Annotated in this window: 13 protein-coding genes and 2 pseudogenes; 1 reads left to right on the forward strand and 14 read right to left on the reverse strand. The window is 52.9% G+C overall.

What is annotated here, in order from left to right; genetic code table 11:
• Window positions 1-123: 123 nt before the first annotated feature.
• From ROSEINA2194_RS02830 to ROSEINA2194_RS02880, 10 genes and pseudogenes are all read right to left on the reverse strand, one after another.
• Window positions 124-1,591, reverse strand: a pseudogene (locus tag ROSEINA2194_RS02830) (ABC transporter ATP-binding protein).
• A complete protein-coding gene (locus ROSEINA2194_RS02835) occupies window positions 1,588-2,340 on the reverse strand; it encodes an energy-coupling factor transporter transmembrane component T (protein ID WP_007883153.1) in 753 nt (250 codons plus the stop codon). The pseudogene ROSEINA2194_RS02830 and the gene ROSEINA2194_RS02835 overlap by 4 nt, the downstream one beginning before the upstream one ends.
• Window positions 2,340-2,936 (reverse strand): MptD family putative ECF transporter S component, encoded by a 597-nt coding sequence (locus ROSEINA2194_RS02840; RefSeq protein WP_005601664.1) that lies wholly within the window; start codon window positions 2,934-2,936, stop codon window positions 2,340-2,342. The genes ROSEINA2194_RS02835 and ROSEINA2194_RS02840 overlap by 1 nt, the downstream gene beginning before the upstream one ends.
• A 150-nt stretch (window positions 2,937-3,086) precedes the next feature.
• Entirely contained in the window at window positions 3,087-4,052 is a 966-nt protein-coding gene (locus tag ROSEINA2194_RS02845; protein WP_007883156.1) for a helix-turn-helix domain-containing protein, read from the reverse strand.
• 456 nt (window positions 4,053-4,508) lie between these two features.
• Window positions 4,509-5,933 carry a relaxase/mobilization nuclease domain-containing protein gene (locus tag ROSEINA2194_RS02855; protein ID WP_044927035.1) on the reverse strand — a complete coding sequence of 475 codons (1,425 nt, stop codon included), beginning with the start codon at window positions 5,931-5,933 and terminating at the stop codon, window positions 4,509-4,511.
• 56 nt (window positions 5,934-5,989) lie between these two features.
• Window positions 5,990-6,199 (reverse strand): hypothetical protein, encoded by a 210-nt coding sequence (locus tag ROSEINA2194_RS02860; protein WP_007883161.1) that lies wholly within the window; start codon window positions 6,197-6,199, stop codon window positions 5,990-5,992.
• 1 nt (window position 6,200) lies between these two features.
• Window positions 6,201-7,046: a nucleotidyl transferase AbiEii/AbiGii toxin family protein gene (locus ROSEINA2194_RS02865; RefSeq protein ID WP_007883162.1), complete on the reverse strand. Its 846-nt coding sequence runs from the start codon at window positions 7,044-7,046 to the stop codon at window positions 6,201-6,203.
• Complete coding sequence (locus tag ROSEINA2194_RS02870) at window positions 7,043-7,636, reverse strand: type IV toxin-antitoxin system AbiEi family antitoxin domain-containing protein (protein WP_007883163.1); 594 nt, start codon at window positions 7,634-7,636, stop codon at window positions 7,043-7,045. Before ROSEINA2194_RS02870 ends, ROSEINA2194_RS02865 begins: the two co-directional genes overlap by 4 nt.
• Before the next feature lie 99 nt (window positions 7,637-7,735).
• Complete coding sequence (locus tag ROSEINA2194_RS02875; protein ID WP_007883164.1) at window positions 7,736-8,023, reverse strand: CD1845 family protein; 288 nt, start codon at window positions 8,021-8,023, stop codon at window positions 7,736-7,738.
• Entirely contained in the window at window positions 8,011-8,328 is a 318-nt protein-coding gene (locus ROSEINA2194_RS02880) for a hypothetical protein (protein ID WP_044927037.1), read from the reverse strand. Before ROSEINA2194_RS02880 ends, ROSEINA2194_RS02875 begins: the two co-directional genes overlap by 13 nt.
• A 255-nt stretch (window positions 8,329-8,583) precedes the next feature.
• Between ROSEINA2194_RS02880 and ROSEINA2194_RS02885 the strand changes: the two genes are divergently transcribed.
• Complete coding sequence (locus tag ROSEINA2194_RS02885) at window positions 8,584-8,793, forward strand: helix-turn-helix domain-containing protein (protein WP_252832540.1); 210 nt, start codon at window positions 8,584-8,586, stop codon at window positions 8,791-8,793.
• 78 nt (window positions 8,794-8,871) lie between these two features.
• Here ROSEINA2194_RS02885 and ROSEINA2194_RS02890 read toward each other — a convergent pair whose 3' ends face one another.
• The 4 genes and pseudogenes from ROSEINA2194_RS02890 to ROSEINA2194_RS22730 form a co-directional block, all read right to left on the reverse strand.
• Window positions 8,872-9,210, reverse strand: a complete 339-nt coding sequence (locus ROSEINA2194_RS02890) for a plasmid mobilization protein (protein WP_007883168.1) — start codon at window positions 9,208-9,210, stop codon at window positions 8,872-8,874.
• A 3-nt stretch (window positions 9,211-9,213) separates the two neighbouring features.
• Entirely contained in the window at window positions 9,214-9,711 is a 498-nt protein-coding gene (locus ROSEINA2194_RS02895) for a DUF3849 domain-containing protein (protein ID WP_007883169.1), read from the reverse strand.
• Window positions 9,711-15,223 (reverse strand): annotated as a pseudogene (locus ROSEINA2194_RS02900) (helicase-like domain-containing protein); the annotation flags it as partial. The gene ROSEINA2194_RS02895 and the pseudogene ROSEINA2194_RS02900, both read right to left, overlap by 1 nt.
• Before the next feature lie 191 nt (window positions 15,224-15,414).
• On the reverse strand, window positions 15,415-18,270 hold the full coding sequence (locus ROSEINA2194_RS22730) for a MutS N-terminal domain-containing protein (protein ID WP_081453862.1): 2,856 nt from the start codon (window positions 18,268-18,270) through the stop codon (window positions 15,415-15,417).
• Between the last annotated feature and the right edge of the window lie 2 nt (window positions 18,271-18,272).

The following is an 18,272-nucleotide window of genomic DNA, read 5'->3' on the forward strand; positions in this document are numbered from 1 at the left end:
CCCTCCTTATATTGAGCCGTACTGTCTGTGCTTCAAAAACAAGAGGCCGCCAAAGTAAAGCGGCCTCTTATCATTATCTTTCTGTCCAGTCAAGGCGGCCCTGACATTCATAATTTCTAAAATTCACTGGCGAATTCGGAAAAAATCCAAAACCTTTTTACTGCCGGATTCGTCCAATGGATAGCTTTCTTTTATTTGCCCTTTTTCCATATGGACTACATACGAACATCCCGCCATCACCAACTCCGGATCATGCGTAATAACAAGAAGCGTTTTGCCCTGATCCGCGAGTGACTTCAAACTCCGCGCAACTTCCCGCATATGTTTGAGATCAAGCCCGCTGGTTGGTTCGTCAAACACAATGATCTCCCGGTTACTCACAATGGCAGACGCGATTGCTACCCGCTGTTTTTGCCCGCCGGAAAGAGAAAGCGGGTGCCTGTCTTTATATTCCAGCAGATCAAACTGTTTAAGGATTTTTATCCACAACAGTTTCATCCTCGTTGTCAATGCTCAGAAGCACTTCATCCGTCACGCTTTCGGTAAATAGCTGATGGCTGGTATCCTGCATTACCATGTAGCAATGTTTGAGCCGGGCTTTCCAATCAAGGGTTTTCCCGTCAACCTGCAAAAGGCCACACTTCTTTTCCAGTCCGCAAATACAACGGGCCAGAGTAGATTTTCCAGCGCCATTCAGACCGATAATGGCAATCGTTTCTCCAACAGGCAGTTCTGCACTCGGAATATGGAGGCTTTCCGGTTCCCGCTTTTTATACGCAAAGCAGAAATTTTGAAATTCCATCTGTTTAGCTGTATGCGCCTGATACTGATTCGCAGGCTTCAACTTCGAGAGAGAAAACGGCCGCAGTCCCATTTCTTTTCGAGTGCCATCCGATAAGCTGTCAAATTCAGCAGGCGTGTATTCCCGTTCAATCTCCCCATCTTTTACATACAGCACACGATCTGCAAGATCGTGAAGGTAGTAAAGGCGGTGTTCTGCGATCAGAATTGTTTTGCCCTGCTTTTTCCAGAGGCTCAGGACCTGCCGCAGGTCATCAATAGCAGCCATATCCAAATTAGAAGATGGTTCGTCCAGGACCATAATTCCCGGCAGCAATACACTTGATGAAGCACAGGCTATTTTTTGCTTTTCGCCCCCGGACAGAGCAAACACGCTTCGCCCCATCAAATCTTCAATATGATAATCGGAAACTGTCCGGTCAATCCTTTTCAGGATATCCTCCTGAGGATAGCCTAAATTTTCACAGGCAAAGGCTAATTCACTATCCGTATCCACGTTGAAAAACTGACTTTTGGGATTCTGGAATACAGATCCCACCATAGCAGCCAAGTCATAAAGCGGCGTATCTGATACGCTTTTTCCGTCCAGAAGGACATCGCCCTCTAAATTGCCCTCGTAATAATGAGGCACCAGCCCGTTTACCAAACGGGTAATCGTTGTTTTCCCACAGCCGGATTCTCCCGTGAGTAAAACAAATTCCCCTGTGTTTATGGTGAGATTGACATTTCTAATCCCTCCGCCGCTGGATTCTTCACCATAAGAAAAAGAAACATTTTGAAAATCTATCATGGCAAAATCCCTCCTGCGGAAATTATCGGGGAAGCAATCGCCCAAAACACTACAAAGCAACAAAACAAGATCAGCACCACATCGGCAAAATTGAATTTAAGCTGGCAAATGTTTGTGCGTTTGACAGGAGCGCCGAGGCCACGGGTAATTGCCGCAGCGGAAAGTTCCTCACCGATTTTCACGGAGCAGGTAATCATCGGGATCAGCTTATACTCCAATATTTTTGAAGATTTTTTCCCTCCAAGTTTAATCCCACGCATTTTCATAGCGTCACTGATTGCTTCTGACTCCTGAAAGACAGTTGGAAAGAAGCGGAACATGACCGTTAAGGGGATCGTCACTTCTTTAGGCATATGGATTCTTTCCATGCCGGAAATCAATTCACTGACCGTTGTTGTTTTCACTGCATAGGCAGCAATCGCAACACTGGGAAGGATTCGGCAGAAGAATCCTGTTGTAAACAGAACGAGGAAATTCAATATTCCCGTAAGGTGCGGCAAAACATAAATTTGAACAGCATAAAAAGCAGAAAACACAGCAATATAGCCCACAGCTTTTGCACATTGTTTCGAGGTAAGCAGCAATATAGCCGGAACCGTACAAAGAACAAGGCGGATCAGCCCCATAGCTTCTCCGCCTGTTCCACCCATGACAAAAATGCTTATGATGAAGATGAGCAACAGTTTTGTACGCGGATCGAGCCGTAACCCTTGTTCTGCTTTTTTGCTGAGCAGAATTTCCCGCGCCATTATGCAATACCGGCACGCTGGAAGTGCTTTTTGCAAATAGCTTTCCCAATCACACCTCCGACAAGGCCAAACACAAAGCAGGCAACCAGCAGAATAGGCGCAATCCACATAGGCATATATGTATTAAGGGTAGCTGCATATTCAGCGCCGTATCCTTCAGTCAACATTACCATATAGCTTTCACGGTTCAGGAAAATGGGAGCAAAGTTGCCAAACACCCAGATGCTGAACACGCCGCAGGAAAGAACTGTACTCTTTGCACTTTTGTAGTCCGCCTTTTTCAGGATCACGTCGGCCAACAGGCCGCCAACGAGACCAGTTACCATAGTAAGATAGCCGTTGCCGAAGAACACCATGATTAGGCCAATCAGGAAACCCATGATTGCAGTCATCCCGAATTTTTTAGCCTTTGTAACATACAGCATATAGGGGATGCCGCCAATCAAAGGGCACAGCACCGCCATCAGCGGAATAAAAATGGGGATAAAGCCAAGCATCGCCACCAGCATAACAATCACGACATAGATGACGGTGTAGATGCCGATAGTAATTAAATCTTTTCCCTCAAGCCGGGAACTTTTTTTCTGGGAACTCATACCAGTATCCTCCTCTGAGAAAATGAAAATGTTGTGTGGTTAGAGTGTTCTAACCACACAACGCATTTTAGCAATTTCATGCCCAATATCCAACCCAAAAACAATTTCATTCTACCCAAAATCGGTATTTATTTTGGGTATGCAAAGCACCTATTTGATTCGGCTGGCCTCTCGATAATCTTTTGGCATAACTCCATACTTTTTCTTAAATGCAGCAGAAAAGTTGCTGGGCTTTGTATAACCTACAAGAACCGCTATCTGCCCAATGTTCATATTGCTCTCCAATAACAATCCTGCGGCTCGCTCTAACCGCTGCTCAATAACATACGCATGAACCGAAATGCCGTACATCATGGAGAATCCCCTTGATAATTTAGAGACGCTGATTTGAACCTGCCTTGCCAGTCCTTCACAGCTTGGCGCAAAGGCAAGCTCGCTGTCAATGATTCTCTTTGCCTCGATGATGCAATCACGTTCACTTTTTGATATGCAGCAGTATTCCGGCGAGAGGATTCGCAGCTCCAACACTTCGCTCAAATATACTGACAGCAATTCATGGATTTTGCTTTCCAGAAACAGATACCCAAGCCCACCCCGATAATGTGTAAAGTCTTGTAACTCTGCGAAAATATGCTCCATATAGGGCGTTATGCTCACCTTTGAAATTCCGGTCAGCAGTTTCTTTTCATAGACGGTAATCTCGCCATCCTCGAAGTAGTCCTGTAATAAACGTTTGAAATATGGAACGGGAATTTTGATGTTCTTAAAATAGAAGTCGCTGTTTTGCGCATAACAGAGAGACTCCATTTTCCCGTGTCCACGGTAAATGCAGGATTCTCCCTTTGCAAGACAAGCGCCCGCTCTGCTGCCTGCAATATTCCACGACACGCCGTCGTTCAGGCAGAACAGCATTTGAATATAGTCCTCGCTGTTAATCCCGCGCACATTCATGTCAGAAAAATAATTCATCTTCCAGTCTGAAACAACGGCACCCTGTTTTGTCACCACCTGCGCAATTTGTCCGGTTCCCATATCAGAAGGAATCGGGATCGTTACGGTCTGCGGTGAATTGGAGAGCAGATCCCGATAGAGGTTGTTCATGTATTCGCTTGTCATTGGATGCCCTCCTTTTTTCGGTTAGCAGTGACTAATGCACTAATATAGTTTACACGATTTACGCCTGAAAGTCAATTTTCAGCACGAATGCAAGCTGCTACAGAAAAAATCAGGGACGTTCCCGCAGGGGCAGAGTGCCATGTCGCGCAGTTCGGGTACGACGAGGCGCAGACGCAGACACGGTCAACCGGCCGCGTGCGAGGCGAAGCGTTACGCTATATGCGGCATCGAAAACCACGGCTTCAGAGGGGTTACGAACGGGGGCAAGAAAGCGGCAAGCAATGCAAAGCGGTACCCACTTTGCGAAAACAGACGGATTCCGTTCACACGGAACCCGCCTGTTTCATGCTTGTTGGGGCGCTGCCCCAATCCCCGCAGAACACAGAGTTTGTGTTCTGAAACGATGGATAAATCCATCGGCTGCGCGATTCTGCAAATCGCTTATGGGCAGGCAGCTCAACGCTGCTCCGCCTCTTGTTCCCGTCGTTCATTCGCTTCCTCCTGCTCCTTGTCCAGCTCCAGAATGCGGTCGATATTGGCCTTAGCCGTCAGCAGCTCTTTCATATCCTCGCGGGCTTTTCGGTAGTCGGCGTAGGCGGCTTTCTTCTCCACCAGCAGTTCGGCGTACTCGGTATTCAGCGCCTTGATGGTGGGGAGCTTCTTGAGGCCAAGCCCATCAAAATAGTTCTTTGCGGCCTTGTGCAGCGTGATCTCGCTTTCATGCTCAGCAAGGAATTTCTTAGAGTAACCGGCTTTGCGATAAGCGGCATAGGTATCGCGGCTCTTGGCGTAGTTCACAATATGCTTCCGCAGCACAGCAATCTCGGCCATGCGCGTTTCCGCAGACTTGATCTTTGCGGAAAGGTCGTTGAAACGGGCGGATGCTGCCGCCGCTTTCTCTGCAAGAGCGGTATAATCCAGAAGCTCATTCTCTTGCAGATACGCCACCGTCTGCGCCATCTGCTTGAGGTTAAACAGAGTTGCCCAGCGCGCATATCCAGCACCCTTGCCAGCGCGTAATTTTGCCTGAATGTCAACCAGCAGATTCCCGCTTTTCTTTTCTGGAACGGTGATTTCTGTTCGGCGCTTTCGCGGTGTGTGCGTCTTTTCACCGGCAATCACCGCGCGGAGATCTGCGGGAGTATAGCCGTCACCGAGGGTATCCATGCGAATGGACTTTTTCTGTTCGCCGCCTAACAGGGACGGGACTTTCTTGCCCTTGACCTCATACCCGGCCTGCCGCAGCAGCTCCAGCAGCGCTTCAAAGCTATCGGGCTTTTGTGTCAGCGCATCGTCAATGGCTGTGCAGATTCGCTCCCGGTGGGAGGGCTTCTTTTTGTCGCCCAGCCACTTGTTGTAGCTCTTGCCGTGGCGCTTCGGATTCTCCACGATGGAGCAGCCGTTCTCGATGCAGATGGTATCGTTGAGCCGCCGCACGGCGCGGCTGCTACCCCAAAAGTTTCGGAATTTTCGGGTCTGGCTGAGCGCGGTGGAGTTCCAAATCACATGATTGTGAATATGGGCTTTGTCAATATGGGTGCAGACAATGTAGGCGTGATTGCCTTTGGTGAAGCGCTTGGCCAGCTCACAGCCCAAACGGTTCGCGTCCTCCGGTGTGATCTCGCCGGGGACAAAGGATTGCCGCAGATGGTAGGCAATCACATTATCCTCGCCGCGCACTCTGCCGGTCTTTTGAATGTACTGATTCTTGGTGAAAAGAAACTCGGCGTCGGCGATCCTGCTGTCGCATTGCCAGCTCGTAATCAGCCTGCCGCCGTCCGTCTTTTGCGGATTTTCGGTGTAGTCGATGATGTCGCTGATGGCCTGTCCCACCGTGCGGCCTTTGCCGGTGTGCAGGGGCATCAGGCGCGTGGTTGCCATGGGTGTTCACCTCCTTGAAAAGCAAAACGGCCTGCCGAAGCAGACCGTTTTATTCTTCATTTATCGGATTGATAGCGGATAATCGGAACCTGTTTTACCTTTCCTCCAATGGTTCGTCGTTCCAGAGCAAAGATCATATCAGGGGTGCGTTCGAAAAAGCCTTCGTCCTTTTTCCAGCTCATGCCGCATTTGCAATGCTGCAAGCCTATGAACTGCTGCTTCATCTTTCTGCCGCAGTTCGGGCAGACCTTATTACTGTTTCCCATATTATTCAGCCCGCGCTAATCTATATAGACTGCGGATGGATTCCACGACCGTATGCCACGACAGGTCGGCAGCATAGGAGAACTTTTTCTGATAAGCCCGCCACAGCTTTTCCATATTTGAGTCGGCCTCGACTTCATCAAAGGCCGCAGGCGCGTCGGCAAGATACTTCTCTGTACCGCGTTTCTTGGCCGTTGCAATGAGCGCCGCCCGGAGATCAGCAGGAACGATACTCTGTCCGTGGAGCTGGCTCAGAATGTGCAGATCATAGAAATCTCTCATGCGGGTGTTGGTGGTAACACGGGACACAACGGTTTCCAGCTTCTCGGCCAGAACGGTTTCCAGATTGTACGCCCAAATCTCAATGGAGCGATCCTCCAGCATCAGTTTGAAGCTGTACCGCACTTCGCGGGGCGTGATGGCGTCGCCGGTGGAAATGTCGATCTTGAGCGGCGTTATCACACCGTCAAACTCCGTTTCCATACTGACGCGGATGCCCGGATACTCGGCCTCGTCCATGATCTCGGAAATGCGCTTCACCCGGAACCCCACGCCATCGTCCACCGGTACAGAGATGATGGAGGCAATCATGTTCTCCACGTCCTCGATGCCGACCGTCGCACCCTTTACGGTCGCGTCAATGTCCATCGTGGAGCGGGCGTCAAGGCCGACCATTGCAGCCACCAGCATCCCGCCTTTAAGGATGAACTTGTCCCGATATTCCGAAAGAGAAATGCGCTCCAGAAAGCGCTCCATCATGTAATTGCGCATTAGGATTTGCGCATCTGCGGATTTGTCCTTGGAGAGATTGCGTATCAGGTCTTTGAGCTGCCGTGCAGTCTTAATCATAAGAGTACCTCCAAATACTGCCGAAGCAGTTTTTCAACACGGAACATCTGCGCATAGCGCATCAGCTTCCGCAAGTCCTTGCCTTTTCGTTTTGCGTATTGCTTGAGTGCATCCTGAAAGGTCTGCATCTCGATTCCACTGCGGCTGCGGATCAGATCGCAGATGGTACGCTCCATATCATAGACGGGAACAGGATTCCCGAACGGCGTGTTCATCGTGACGATCCCCACGTCATGCAATTCCTTCTTGATGGTGTAGACCTTGATGCCGTCCGCTTGCAGGCTGGCAGGATTGTAGCCGGTCTTGACCGTGATGGAATAGGGATTCGGCTCCCGGTCCGTCAGGTCATGGAAAAACAATGCACTTTCATGGGAGAATACGGCCTGCGCACAGCGAAGGTGCAGCAGATACATGGCGTCCGTCCATGCGTCGGGCGAAACATAAACGCCATGCGCTGCCTGCTCCACACCGCGCTGCTTGGCGTAGGCGTAAAACGTGGACTTAGCAATACCGTTTTCCAAAACCTGCGCGGTTTTGACGATCCCATTGTTTTGCTGAAAAAGCAGGTCAAGCCGGTCGTAGGCGGTCATGTTATCACTTCCTTCTTGCTAATATTATATCCGAGATTAGCAAGAAAGTAAACAGGGATTTTAGAAAAGCAAGCCGAGGCGTTCGCCCCGGCTTGCACTTTAACTATGAATGAAGTTTTTCATGGCAGAGTTCACGTCTTGCAGCTTGCCAAGTCCCTGCACAGCCAGCATTGGAAGTCCCATCGGGCTGATCAGAAACGCCAGCACAAGGAGGATGATGCCGTTCTTTACGGAGTAGGTAATCAGCACGGCGAAAGCCAGCAGGGAGAGCAGTCCGCTTGCCAGCTTGAACACGAAGCCGGAACAGGACAGCAGCCCCGCGCACAGCCAAACGAACAGGGACAGGATAAGCGACAGCGGCGCAAAGAGAATTTTCAGGATGAACATTTTGCGGCCTCCTTTTCACAAAGTGCGGTCAGCGCGTCACGCTCTTTGGCGAGCTTTGCTTCTTCCTTTTCGGTCAGATCACGATCTCCACCCGTAATCTCCATCATGCGGAAATTCTCATAGGCATCCAGCAGAGAATCCAACAAATCTTCGGGCGTAGGGCAAAAGTACACGGTGTTCCAGTCCTGCCGATAGCAGTCAAAGCCCATAACGGTGTAGCCCTTGCTGGTGAGGACAACTTCAAAATCATCATCGCGGGCGAGGTAGTCAGAAAATACCTTCAGCACAATTTCGTTTGTCAGCATGCGTTCCGCAGCTCCTTTCCAAGCGGTCAAATCTCTTTCTGATATTAGATTACTTTGCTCATTAGTGTTTTGCAAGGATGCGGCAAAGTCATACGAATAGTTTTCGCCTTTTGCCCGACATCTAACCATATCACATAATCCTTCTTTAGTACAGCTACCTGAACTAATTTGCTCCAGATGGGAAATATAATGTTGGTACAGTTACAGGGACGGGAGGTGTGATACTTGCAGTTGAATGAAGCCGTCAGCAGGCGTTTGGTCGAGCTGATGCAGGAGCGCGGCATGACGCAGTATCAGCTTTATATGAAAAGCGGCGTACCGAAGTCCACCATCGGCAATCTTGTGAACTGCGCATACCCATCCATGAAGCTGCGGATCATCCACGAGCTTTGTCAGGGATTGGAGATCGACCTGAGCAGCTTTTTTGCCTCGCCGTTATTCGATGAAAATAATCTGGAACCGTAGAAGCTCCGATGCTGTTTTGCGTCGGGGCTTTTGCTTTTGTACGGACAGGGGCGGCGGAATAACCGCCGCCCCTGCGACTTATTTCAGCGCCGCCAGCGAGGAAACGATTTTCTCCGCCGCCGTCCATATCCGTTCCTGATTTTGCTGAATGTCCTCCAGATCTGTTTCGTAGATGCGGCCTGTTTCGTGGGCGCGGCGGGTGAGCTGGTTGAGGTTGTTGCTGGAATACCGAAGCAGGGACACCAGCTCCCGCAGCTCCGGAAGGTCGAGCTTCACCACATATCCGTCAATCGCCATCTTGCGGAGATATGCCGCCATGTTGGTGGTGCCGAACTGTGCCATCTTTGTTTCAATCATTTCCCGCTCCTGCGGTGTAACGCGGAATTTAAGCTGAATGTCCCGTTTGCGCTTTGCCATCGCTCAACGCTCCGGAGATTTGGACTTCGCCGAAATTTTCGGCGAAGTTGTTTCAGGCAGCTTTTTCAGCATATCCCGGACAGAGGTTTTCTGCTGCTCCTGCGCGTAGGCTTTGCGGGTCTGGCTGAGAAACAGATCGACCAAACCGGGATGGCTGCTGACGGCCAGATAGCAGTTGCGGTCAGTACCCCATGCGTCGGGATTGGCGGGGATGGACATGGCGTTTGCCCAAGCCCTGTTGTCGGGAGAATAGCGTCTGTCCCAGTCCGCTTGACAGACGGTGATGGCAAGGATATGAAATGCGCGGTCATAGCCAAACTGCTGCACTACCTGATCGACCGCTGCTGTATCCAGCCGGTTATCCCGGTAGTGGTCGCGGATGGCGGCTTCGATAGCTTCCTTGCAGGCTGCGTTCGTCTGATTGGAGGCGCGGTAGGCAGCAAGCTCGTCATGCTCTCTGGCATAGGATGCCGGGTGCTTGTAAACGGGGAGATTTTTCATTATCGTGCCTCCATTTCTTTTTTGTAGGGCTTTTCCGGTGCGCCATGAACAGGCGACGCTTTCAGCCTGTCCAGAACGGAAGGCCGAGCCGATTTTGCAATCGCCTGCTCAGGCTGCGGCTGTCCCTTGCCGTCCAGATTCAGCTCCATATCCAACTCAATGAGCCGCGCAGTTTTTGCGGCCAGCTCCTGCTCCTGCGGGAACGGCTTACCGACCTCGGCCTTTGCCGCCGCCTGCTGGTTATAGAGGTTTTCAAGCTGCTCCTGAACGCTGCGCAGACGCTCCGGCATTTTATCCAGCGCGTTCTCGATGCGGACAAGGTTGCCTCTGGCATCCGAACCGAGTTCAACACGATGGGTCATCTGGCCTTTCAGCGTCAGCGTGTACGTTTTCCACATGGAATCAAAAGCAACGGACATGGTAAAGCCGCGATAGCTCCCGATCTGTACCGGGTCTTTGCCCTTGACCTCCTTGCAGGTGTCCAGCAGCGCGGCACCGGCGTTTTCCTTATCGGTGAGCCGGTCGCCGCGAATCTCCATGCCGACAAAGCCCTCTGCCGGGAGCGGATGCGCTGCGAGGGTCTGCATATCCGCCTCCAGCCCACGAACAAAGCCCTTGTGTTCTTCTATCTTTTCCGGAAAGTATTTCAGCAGACTGTCCTCCAATCGGAATTGCTTGCTGTTGTGGTCTGCCTTCATAATTTTTAGCTTGGACACCTCAATGTCCAAATCCATACGCTCCTTGATGCGGGGATCACCGGCACACAGCGCCTTGATCTCCGCAAAAGACAGCGCCGTAGCGTCCACGTCCTCACAGGAGCGAACCGGGGATTTTGAGGTCATGATCTGAGAGATGAATTTCTGCTTGTTCTCAACGGTCTGCCAGAGGTAGGCGTCAAACGTCCCTTCGGTCACATAGCGGCAGACATGAACGAGCTTGTTCTGATTGCCCTGACGCTCGATGCGGCCTTTTCTCTGCGTGAGATCGCGGGGACGCCACGGGCAATCCAAATCGTGAAGTGCGACCAAACGATCCTGCACGTTGGTGCCCGCGCCCATCTTGGCCGTGCTGCCCATCAGGACGCGCACCTGACCGCTGCGTACCTTTGCGAACAGTTCCCGCTTTTTGACCTCCGTATTGGCATCGTGGATGAACGCGATCTGCTCCGGGGGCATCCCGGCGTCAATGAGTTTTTGACGCACATCCTCATAGACCGTGAACGGCGTTTCCGCGCTTTCCTCCAATGAAATCGCACTCTCCAGCGCATGAATTTCCGGGCTGTCCAGCGTACCGGGGGAAGCCTTTGCCGCCCGCTGCGAGGGCGTGGCCTTTGGCGTAGAAATGTCGCAAAACACAAGTTGCGTCAGTTTTTCCTCCTCGCCGTCGCGCCAGTATTGGAGAATGTTCGCCACGCACTGATTGACCTTGGTGGTTTCCTCGTCGGGGAGCATGGGATTGATGATACGCTGGTCAAGCCCCAGCTTGCGTCCGTCCGAGGTGATTTTGAGCATATTGTCCACATCCGGGCTGACCGCACCGCTGTGTACCTTGGACGCTCGTTCCGAGAGGGCTTTCACCATGTCCTGCTGGATCTGCGTGGGTTTGGTGGCGATGGTGTGATACGCAACCTCCGGCGTGGGCAAGTGGAGCTGATCCGCCGTTTTGATGTCGGCGACCTCTTTGAACAGATTCATCAATTCGGGCAAGTTGAAAAACTTTGCAAAGCGCGTCCTTGCCCGGTAGCCTGTCCCCTCCGGGGCAAGCTCCAGCGCGGTGGTGGTTTCTCCAAAGCGGCTTGCCCAGCAATCGAAGTGTCCCATACCCATCTCTTGCAGCCGGTCATGCTGCAAATAGCGCTGGATGGTGTAAAGCTCTGTCATGGAGTTGGAAACCGGGGTACCGGTGGCAAACACCACGCCGCGCCCGCCAGTCAGCTCATCCATGTAGCGGCACTTGGAGAACATATCCGAGGATTTCTGCGCATCGGTGGTGGAAAGCCCTGCCACATTGCGCATCTTCGTATAGAGGAAAAGATTTTTATAATTGTCCGACTCGTCCACAAACATCCTGTCTACGCCAAGTTGTTCAAAGTAAATCACATCATCCTTGCGGTCGCTGGCTTGCAGCTTTTTCAGCCGCGCCTCCAGCCCCTTTTTCGTGCGCTCCAAGCTCTTGATGGTGAAGCTGTTGCCGCCTGCGAGCTTGGTATCCTGAATACCATCGGTGATTTCCTCAATCTGCTGGTGAAGGAGCCGTTCCTGCCGCTCCGGACTGATGGGGATACGCTCAAACTGGCTGTGGCCGATGATAACGGCGTCATAGTCGCCGGTGGCGATACGGGCGCAGAATTTCTTGCGGTTGTGGGTTTCAAAGTCCTTCTTGGTAGTGACAAGGATGTTGGCCGAAGGATAGAGCCGCAGAAACTCGGACGCCCACTGTTCCGTCAGATGGTTCGGCACGACAAAAATGGACTTCTGGCACAGTCCCAATCTCTTAGATTCCATCGCAGAGGCTACCATTTCAAAGGTTTTTCCCGCGCCGACCTCGTGTGCCAGCAGCGTATTCCCGCCGTACAGCACATGGGCGATGGCGTTTTTCTGATGCTCTCGGAGGGTGATTTCTGGGTTCATACCGGAGAAAACGATGTGGCTGCCGTCATACTCGCGGGGACGAGTGCTGTTCATTTCCTCGTTGTACTGCCGTACCAGCGTTTCGCGCCGCTCCGGGTCTTTCCAAATCCAGTCCTTGAACGCATCCCGGATAAGCTGCTGCTTCTGCGCGGCAAGGGTGGTTTCCTTGGCGTTGAGGACACGGCGCTCCCGCCCGTCTGCGTCCTCAATGGTATCGTAGATGCGAATGTCGCGGAGGTTCAGTGCATCCTCCAGCAGCCGGTAGGCGCTGGCACGGTCTGTGCCGTAGGTGGTGAATGCCGCCACGTCGTTGTAGCGCACCATGCTCTTGCGGGAAACCTGCCATTCTGCGGTGTACGGGACATAGCTGATCTCGATCTGCCCACGCAGATAGCGGGGCGTTTCAAAGGTTTCGTACATGAATTGCTCGATGTATTTCTTGTCAAGCCACGTCGCGCCCAGCCGCACCTCAATCTCACTGGCTTCAAGGTCTTTCGGCTGGGCAGCAATCAGGGCGTCCACATTCCCAGCGAAGAATGGGTCGCGCGCTGCCACGCGCTGCGCGGTACGGAGCTTCTGCCGGACGTTGCCGGAGAGATATTCGTCCGCCGTCTGCCAGCCCTTCGCCCAATGCTCGCCGCCGTCCTCCAAGTCAAACGGGCCACTGTTTGGTTCCTTGTAAATGACGCCCTTCAAATCCTCAACGATCTGCGGGATTTTCTCGCTGCCGCCCATGAGGGTGGCCATAAAGCTGAGATCGACGCAGGCTTTTTCTCCGATGCAGACAGCAAGGGCTTCACTGGCGGTATCCACAGAATCTACGCTGCGCTGCTGCTTGATGGTGCGCTTATGGAACATATCCGCCTTGCGCTCCAGCTTTCCGTCGTCATCCAGCACTTCCAGCGAACACAGGAGGTAGTAAGAGGAATCGTCAGAGAACGCAAGACGGTTCGCACGCTCATTGATTAGGCCGTGTTTTGCGGAGAACGCATCATAGAGGCGGTTTAGCTCGGCCTGCGCTTCCTGAATCCGGCTTTCTGCGCTGTACTCGTCCATTTGCAGGGCAATCAGCTCATTCACGCAATCCCGCAGCGCGACCATGCCCTTGACACGCTCGGCGGCGGTGGCGTTCAGCTCCGGTTTGACCATGCGGCTGTTTTCCCGGTAGTACACCTCGCCGTCCACCACGGTGTAGGAGTAGTTTTTCACATTGGGGTCTGCGGGGATGGACGTGTCGATCTGTTCGCCCTCGCCCAGCTCTGGCAGTTCCGCCTCCTGATAGGTGCCGCGAATGTTTTTCACGGCATCATGGAGCTGATCTGCAAGTGCCAGCCCCTCAATGGGGACAACGGTAAAATCCTGCTTGCCGTATTGGGTGCTTTCGGAGGTCTGTCTGCCGAGGATCATCTCCGGGTGGTCAACAAAATAGCGGTTGATGGCAAAGCCATCCTCGTTCTGACCGAGGTGTACCCAATCCGGTTCGATCTCAATGGGACGGTCACGCTTTTGGAGAAAGAGAATGTCCGAAACCACATCCGTACCGGCGTTGGCGCGGAACGCATTGTTGGGCAGACGAATGGCACCCAGCAGCTCCGCCCGCTGCGCGATGTACCTGCGGACTTCGGGTGATTGCTTGTCCATCGTGTAGCGGGAGGTCACAAACGCGATCACGCCGCCCGGTCGCACCTGATCCAGCGTTTTTGCAAAAAAGTAGTCGTGAATGGAAAAACCGAGCTTGTTATAAGCCCGGTCATCTACCTGATATTGTCCGAACGGGACGTTGCCCACGGCGAGGTCGTAAAAGTCTTTTCTGTCCGTTGTTTCAAAGCCCGCGATGGTAATGTCCGCCTTGGGATAAAGCTGCTTAGCAATACGTCCGGTGATGCTGTCCAGCTCCACGCCGTAGAGCTTGCTGCCCTGCATCTGCTCCGGCAGCAGACCAAAAAGTTGCCAACGCCCATAGACGGCTCCAGAATGTTACCGCTCTGGAAGCCCATATTGCCGACCGCTTCATAGATTGCCTTGATGACGGTGGGGCTGGTGTAGTGGGCGTTCAGCGTGGACGCTCTGGCCGCAGCGTATTCCTCCGGGGAGAGTGTGGCGTACAGCTCTGCAAACTCGTCCGACCAGTTTGGCTTATTCTCGTCGAAGGCATCCGCAAGACCGCCCCAGCCCACATAGCGGGAGAGGATTTCCTGCTGCTCCGGGCTGGCCTGTAAGCCCTCAAACTCCAGCTCTTGCAGGAGGCGGATCGCCGCCATATTTGCCCGAAACTTTGCTTTTGCGCCGCCGACGCCGAGGGTATCATCGGTGATGTGGAAATTCTGCGCGTCGCGGTGGCTTGCCGCCTTGAAGTCAGCGTAAGCGGCCTGCTCCGCAGCGGCAACGCTGGGAAAGCCCTGCCACTCGCCGTCAACGGGGATGGATACCGCAGGACGGTGTGCGGGAGGCTCGTCGATCTCGGCCTGAGAGATGGCATCATCAAAATCAGGCACGAACTCGCCCATTTCCGAAAGTGCCGCGCGCCCTTCCTGCTCCAGAATCAGAGCTTCTTCCTCGCTCATGGCGGGTGGTTCAGGCTTGGCGGGTTCCGCAGAGGGCGGGTCATGCTCCGGTTCCGGGATGTGCAGCGTTTGGATTTCTATGTCGTAGGGCAAGTGCGTTTTCTCGGCAGGATAGAACGCGGCGGGTTTGGTGACAGGCTGCGGCTGCTCCCGTTCCTGCTCTTCAACAAACGAGCGTATAAACGCAATGTGTTCAGCGCGGAAGATGGGAAAGCCCTGCCTGTTTTGAAAAGTTACATCGCGCAGAGATACTTCATCCGTGCCGAAATTTACGCTGTCAATGACAAACTTCCGTCCGTCAATCTCCAGCTCCATGCCAATGGGGATATACTCCTTGGCATCGGCCTCGTTGATAACATCATAGCCGTCGGTTTCATTTGGCTGCGCAAACACGAAGCTGTGTCCATGCTCCAGCAGCCGCTTTGCGGCGCTTGCCCATTGTCCAAAATCATAGCCGGTCACAGCGGTTTCGCCCATACCGGGAATATCGCGTTGCAGCAGGCGGCGATTCAAAGCGCTGGCGGCTCGTTCTGCATCCGCGCCATAAAAAGCAGCCGTTCTCCGACGCGGACACCGATGAGCTTTTCGGGATGCTCTGCACGAAGTGCCTGATATGCCGAAATATTCGGCGCAAGCTCACGACCCTGATCTGCAATTCGTGTGAGGACAGCAGAAACCGGTTCGGTTCTGTGTTCCGGCTCGTGATTGCTCTCGCTGGAGGATGAAACGACGCTGAGATGCGCGACAGTTTCATCTGCGGAATCAACGTTATAGAACTTACCATCAATTTCCACGCGCTGCCCCATAAGGTTTTGAACCGCTTGCGGCGTCTCCGGGGTTGGCTGTTCTGTGTGCTGCGCCGCAATGACGCGCTGCGGCTCCGGTTCAGAAACCTCGAAATATCTGGTGTCGAGGTAGCGTTCAAAGGAATTGCGGTCGATGCTGACAGGTTCCTGTCCGGGTGCGTTCGGTAATGTGTGCCAGACGTGATCTTCATCTACACGCGCGATAGCGCCGACTGCTGCTATGTGGTCTAACTCTATGGATGAAATGCGATCTCCAATATGATAAGTATAGCCAAGCGGTGTTGTAAACGCCGGAGGGGATAGCTCAATTCCCATATCCCGTTTGATGCCAGTCAAGTAAGCAATGGCGTTATTCTGTTCTGCAAAGCGGAGCGTTTGTTCCCCATCTCCGCAGAACCGTTCCAACACCTCATCCCAAATGCCGGTAATTCCGCCCTCGCCGGGATGCAGACGAATGGAGTATCGGTCAGGTGAAAATAACCGCAGTCGCTCATTCTCATCGTAAAATTTATTCTCGCGGATGAGCTGTGCCAACCGCCGCTGTACCTGCGCCCATGTGAGCGTCACCGGCTCGGCGTTTCCTACATGGATATACATGGGAGTTTTGCTATCTTCCCAGCCATATTTTGCAGCCAGCCATGCGGCGGTGCTGCGTTCTCGCCCATGCGCCTGCATATATAGTGCGACTTCCTGCTTGCCCTTTAGGTTGTTGTGCCAATCCAGAAGCGCGTTGTCAATGTCCTCCTGTGTGATCTGATAGGGAGAGGGTGCGACCGTCGCTGCCAGCGTGGGATACAGTTCCTCCAAAAGCTCCTGATGCAGCCGGTTATGGAACGCGGGCATATCAAAGTACAGGCGGACAAGCTGGAGATCATCAGATGCCGTGACAATACGACGGATAGCGTCCGCACCCTCCAGATAAGCGTTCTGGCGGTCTGAATTGCGGCAGGCATTGACAAAAGCCGTATCTTTGGAAAGCGCGTTGCCAACGGTCAGCTTGTACCCGTCAAACAGCTCCCGTACCGTGGGCTGCGTCACATCGGCGGCAGGATCATGGAACACGTTTGAACCGTCAGCGCCAAACTCCGTTTCCTGTACGTCGATGGAGGCTTCTGCTTCATGGTCAATAGAGCGCAGCGTGTAAATGTGGCGCTCACCCCTAAAGTCTGACGCTTCGGCAATCGTCACGTCGTACTTATCGCGCAATTTCTCCACATACATCTCTAAATTGTTCGACGGAAGGCCACACATTTCCACACGGCCAGCGCCGGGGATATTGCGGGTGGTCAGGTTCATATCCAGCAGCTCCGCCACCTGTTTTGCGTCCTCGCCATACATTTCAAAGAAATCCCCCACCTGAAACAGCACGATGTTGTCCGGGTGGGATTCCTTGATGGCGTTATAGCTGTCGTAGGCGGTGTTTCGCACCACATCCTGTGCCTGCGCCTTATCATAAAGCGCCTGTTCGTCTGGTGTAAAATAGCGGTTCATCCGAATCAGCTCAGAGATACGCGAAGCGACCTTGTTCCAATTCATCTGAACATCTGCACAGCCTGCTTTTTTCAGCGTGATGCCTTTGCTGCCGTGATCTTCGTAGCTGCCGCTTTCTCTGGATACGGCATGGGTATGCCCGCCGATGCCGTACTCCTTTTTCAGAAAATCGGCATTCTCCTTGGGGGTGTGCGAAGTCTGAAAAAACGCATAAATGCGGGTCTTTCCACCCTCAAAGCTGCTTCCGTTTGCAAGAGAAGCCGCAATTTCATCTTCGGTGATAAACCTGCCGACCTTCGGAACAACCGCCATATCGGAACGGAATTCCTTTCGTGGAAGGGACAGATCTTCCAAACGTGTGAGAAGTGCCTGCGACTTGTGGTAATGGAAGCGCAGCAGCGCACGGTTTTCGCGGTAGGCGTCCATGAATACCTTGTATTCCGACAGGAGCCTATCCCGGAACGCCGGATTCAGCAGATCGTCCGTCAGACGCTCCGTTTCCTCTGGAAAGCTGGTGCTATGGATATTACCCAAGCAGGACAGATACCCCAGCGACTTTGCTTCATCCGAGAAATCGTGATAAAGGTTCCAGACATCCACAGCAATACCCAGCCGCTCATAGCGCGGGGCTTCCGTGACCTCAAGATTGGTGGCAAATGCGCCGCCGTCCAGAAGCTCCTCAATACGCTCCGCCGCATCTGCCCAGCCTATCACTTGGGCAGAACGAAGATAGCGAGAGGTATCTCCGGTTGCAATATGGATACCATCGTCCCCGTACCATGCGGAAAGCCTGCCGTTATCCGTAATCAGGCCGTTGCCGCCGTAGTAAAGAGCTTTCAGAAATGCCGCGCGATCCTCTAAAGGTTTTTGCTTGGAGAATTCCGCAGCAATTTTCATCCGCGCTGCATCCGCATTACCGCCCGCGCGCAGGATGTGGTCAGTATCATCCTGAGAAATGAACATAGAAAAAGCGGAGGGTGTTACACTCTCCGCTTCTGCGATGAATTGAATTTGTTCTGCCTCTGGGGGGAAGAAGGACATCTGCGCCCCAGCAGGGGCATCGAACATAT

Origin of the sequence: Roseburia inulinivorans DSM 16841 (assembly GCF_000174195.1) — a bacterium.
GTDB lineage: Bacteria > Bacillota > Clostridia > Lachnospirales > Lachnospiraceae > Roseburia > Roseburia inulinivorans.

Excerpts from the sequence above, each read along its gene's own strand:
- ROSEINA2194_RS22730 (WP_081453862.1), bottom strand. The coding sequence starts at position 18,270 with ATGTTCGATGCCCCTGCTGGGGCGCAGATGTCCTTCTTCCCCCCAGAG.
- ROSEINA2194_RS02880 (WP_044927037.1), bottom strand. The coding sequence starts at position 8,328 with ATGCTGACAAACGAAATTGTGCTGAAGGTATTTTCTGACTACCTCGCC.
- ROSEINA2194_RS02890 (WP_007883168.1), bottom strand. The coding sequence starts at position 9,210 with ATGGCAAAGCGCAAACGGGACATTCAGCTTAAATTCCGCGTTACACCG.
- ROSEINA2194_RS02865 (WP_007883162.1), bottom strand. The coding sequence starts at position 7,046 with ATGATTAAGACTGCACGGCAGCTCAAAGACCTGATACGCAATCTCTCC.
- ROSEINA2194_RS02895 (WP_007883169.1), bottom strand. The coding sequence starts at position 9,711 with ATGAAAAATCTCCCCGTTTACAAGCACCCGGCATCCTATGCCAGAGAG.
- ROSEINA2194_RS02835 (WP_007883153.1), bottom strand. The coding sequence starts at position 2,340 with ATGGCGCGGGAAATTCTGCTCAGCAAAAAAGCAGAACAAGGGTTACGG.
- ROSEINA2194_RS02870 (WP_007883163.1), bottom strand. The coding sequence starts at position 7,636 with ATGACCGCCTACGACCGGCTTGACCTGCTTTTTCAGCAAAACAATGGG.
- ROSEINA2194_RS02840 (WP_005601664.1), bottom strand. The coding sequence starts at position 2,936 with ATGAGTTCCCAGAAAAAAAGTTCCCGGCTTGAGGGAAAAGATTTAATT.
- ROSEINA2194_RS02860 (WP_007883161.1), bottom strand. The coding sequence starts at position 6,199 with ATGGGAAACAGTAATAAGGTCTGCCCGAACTGCGGCAGAAAGATGAAG.
- ROSEINA2194_RS02855 (WP_044927035.1), bottom strand. The coding sequence starts at position 5,933 with ATGGCAACCACGCGCCTGATGCCCCTGCACACCGGCAAAGGCCGCACG.
- ROSEINA2194_RS02875 (WP_007883164.1), bottom strand. The coding sequence starts at position 8,023 with ATGTTCATCCTGAAAATTCTCTTTGCGCCGCTGTCGCTTATCCTGTCC.
- ROSEINA2194_RS02845 (WP_007883156.1), bottom strand. The coding sequence starts at position 4,052 with ATGACAAGCGAATACATGAACAACCTCTATCGGGATCTGCTCTCCAAT.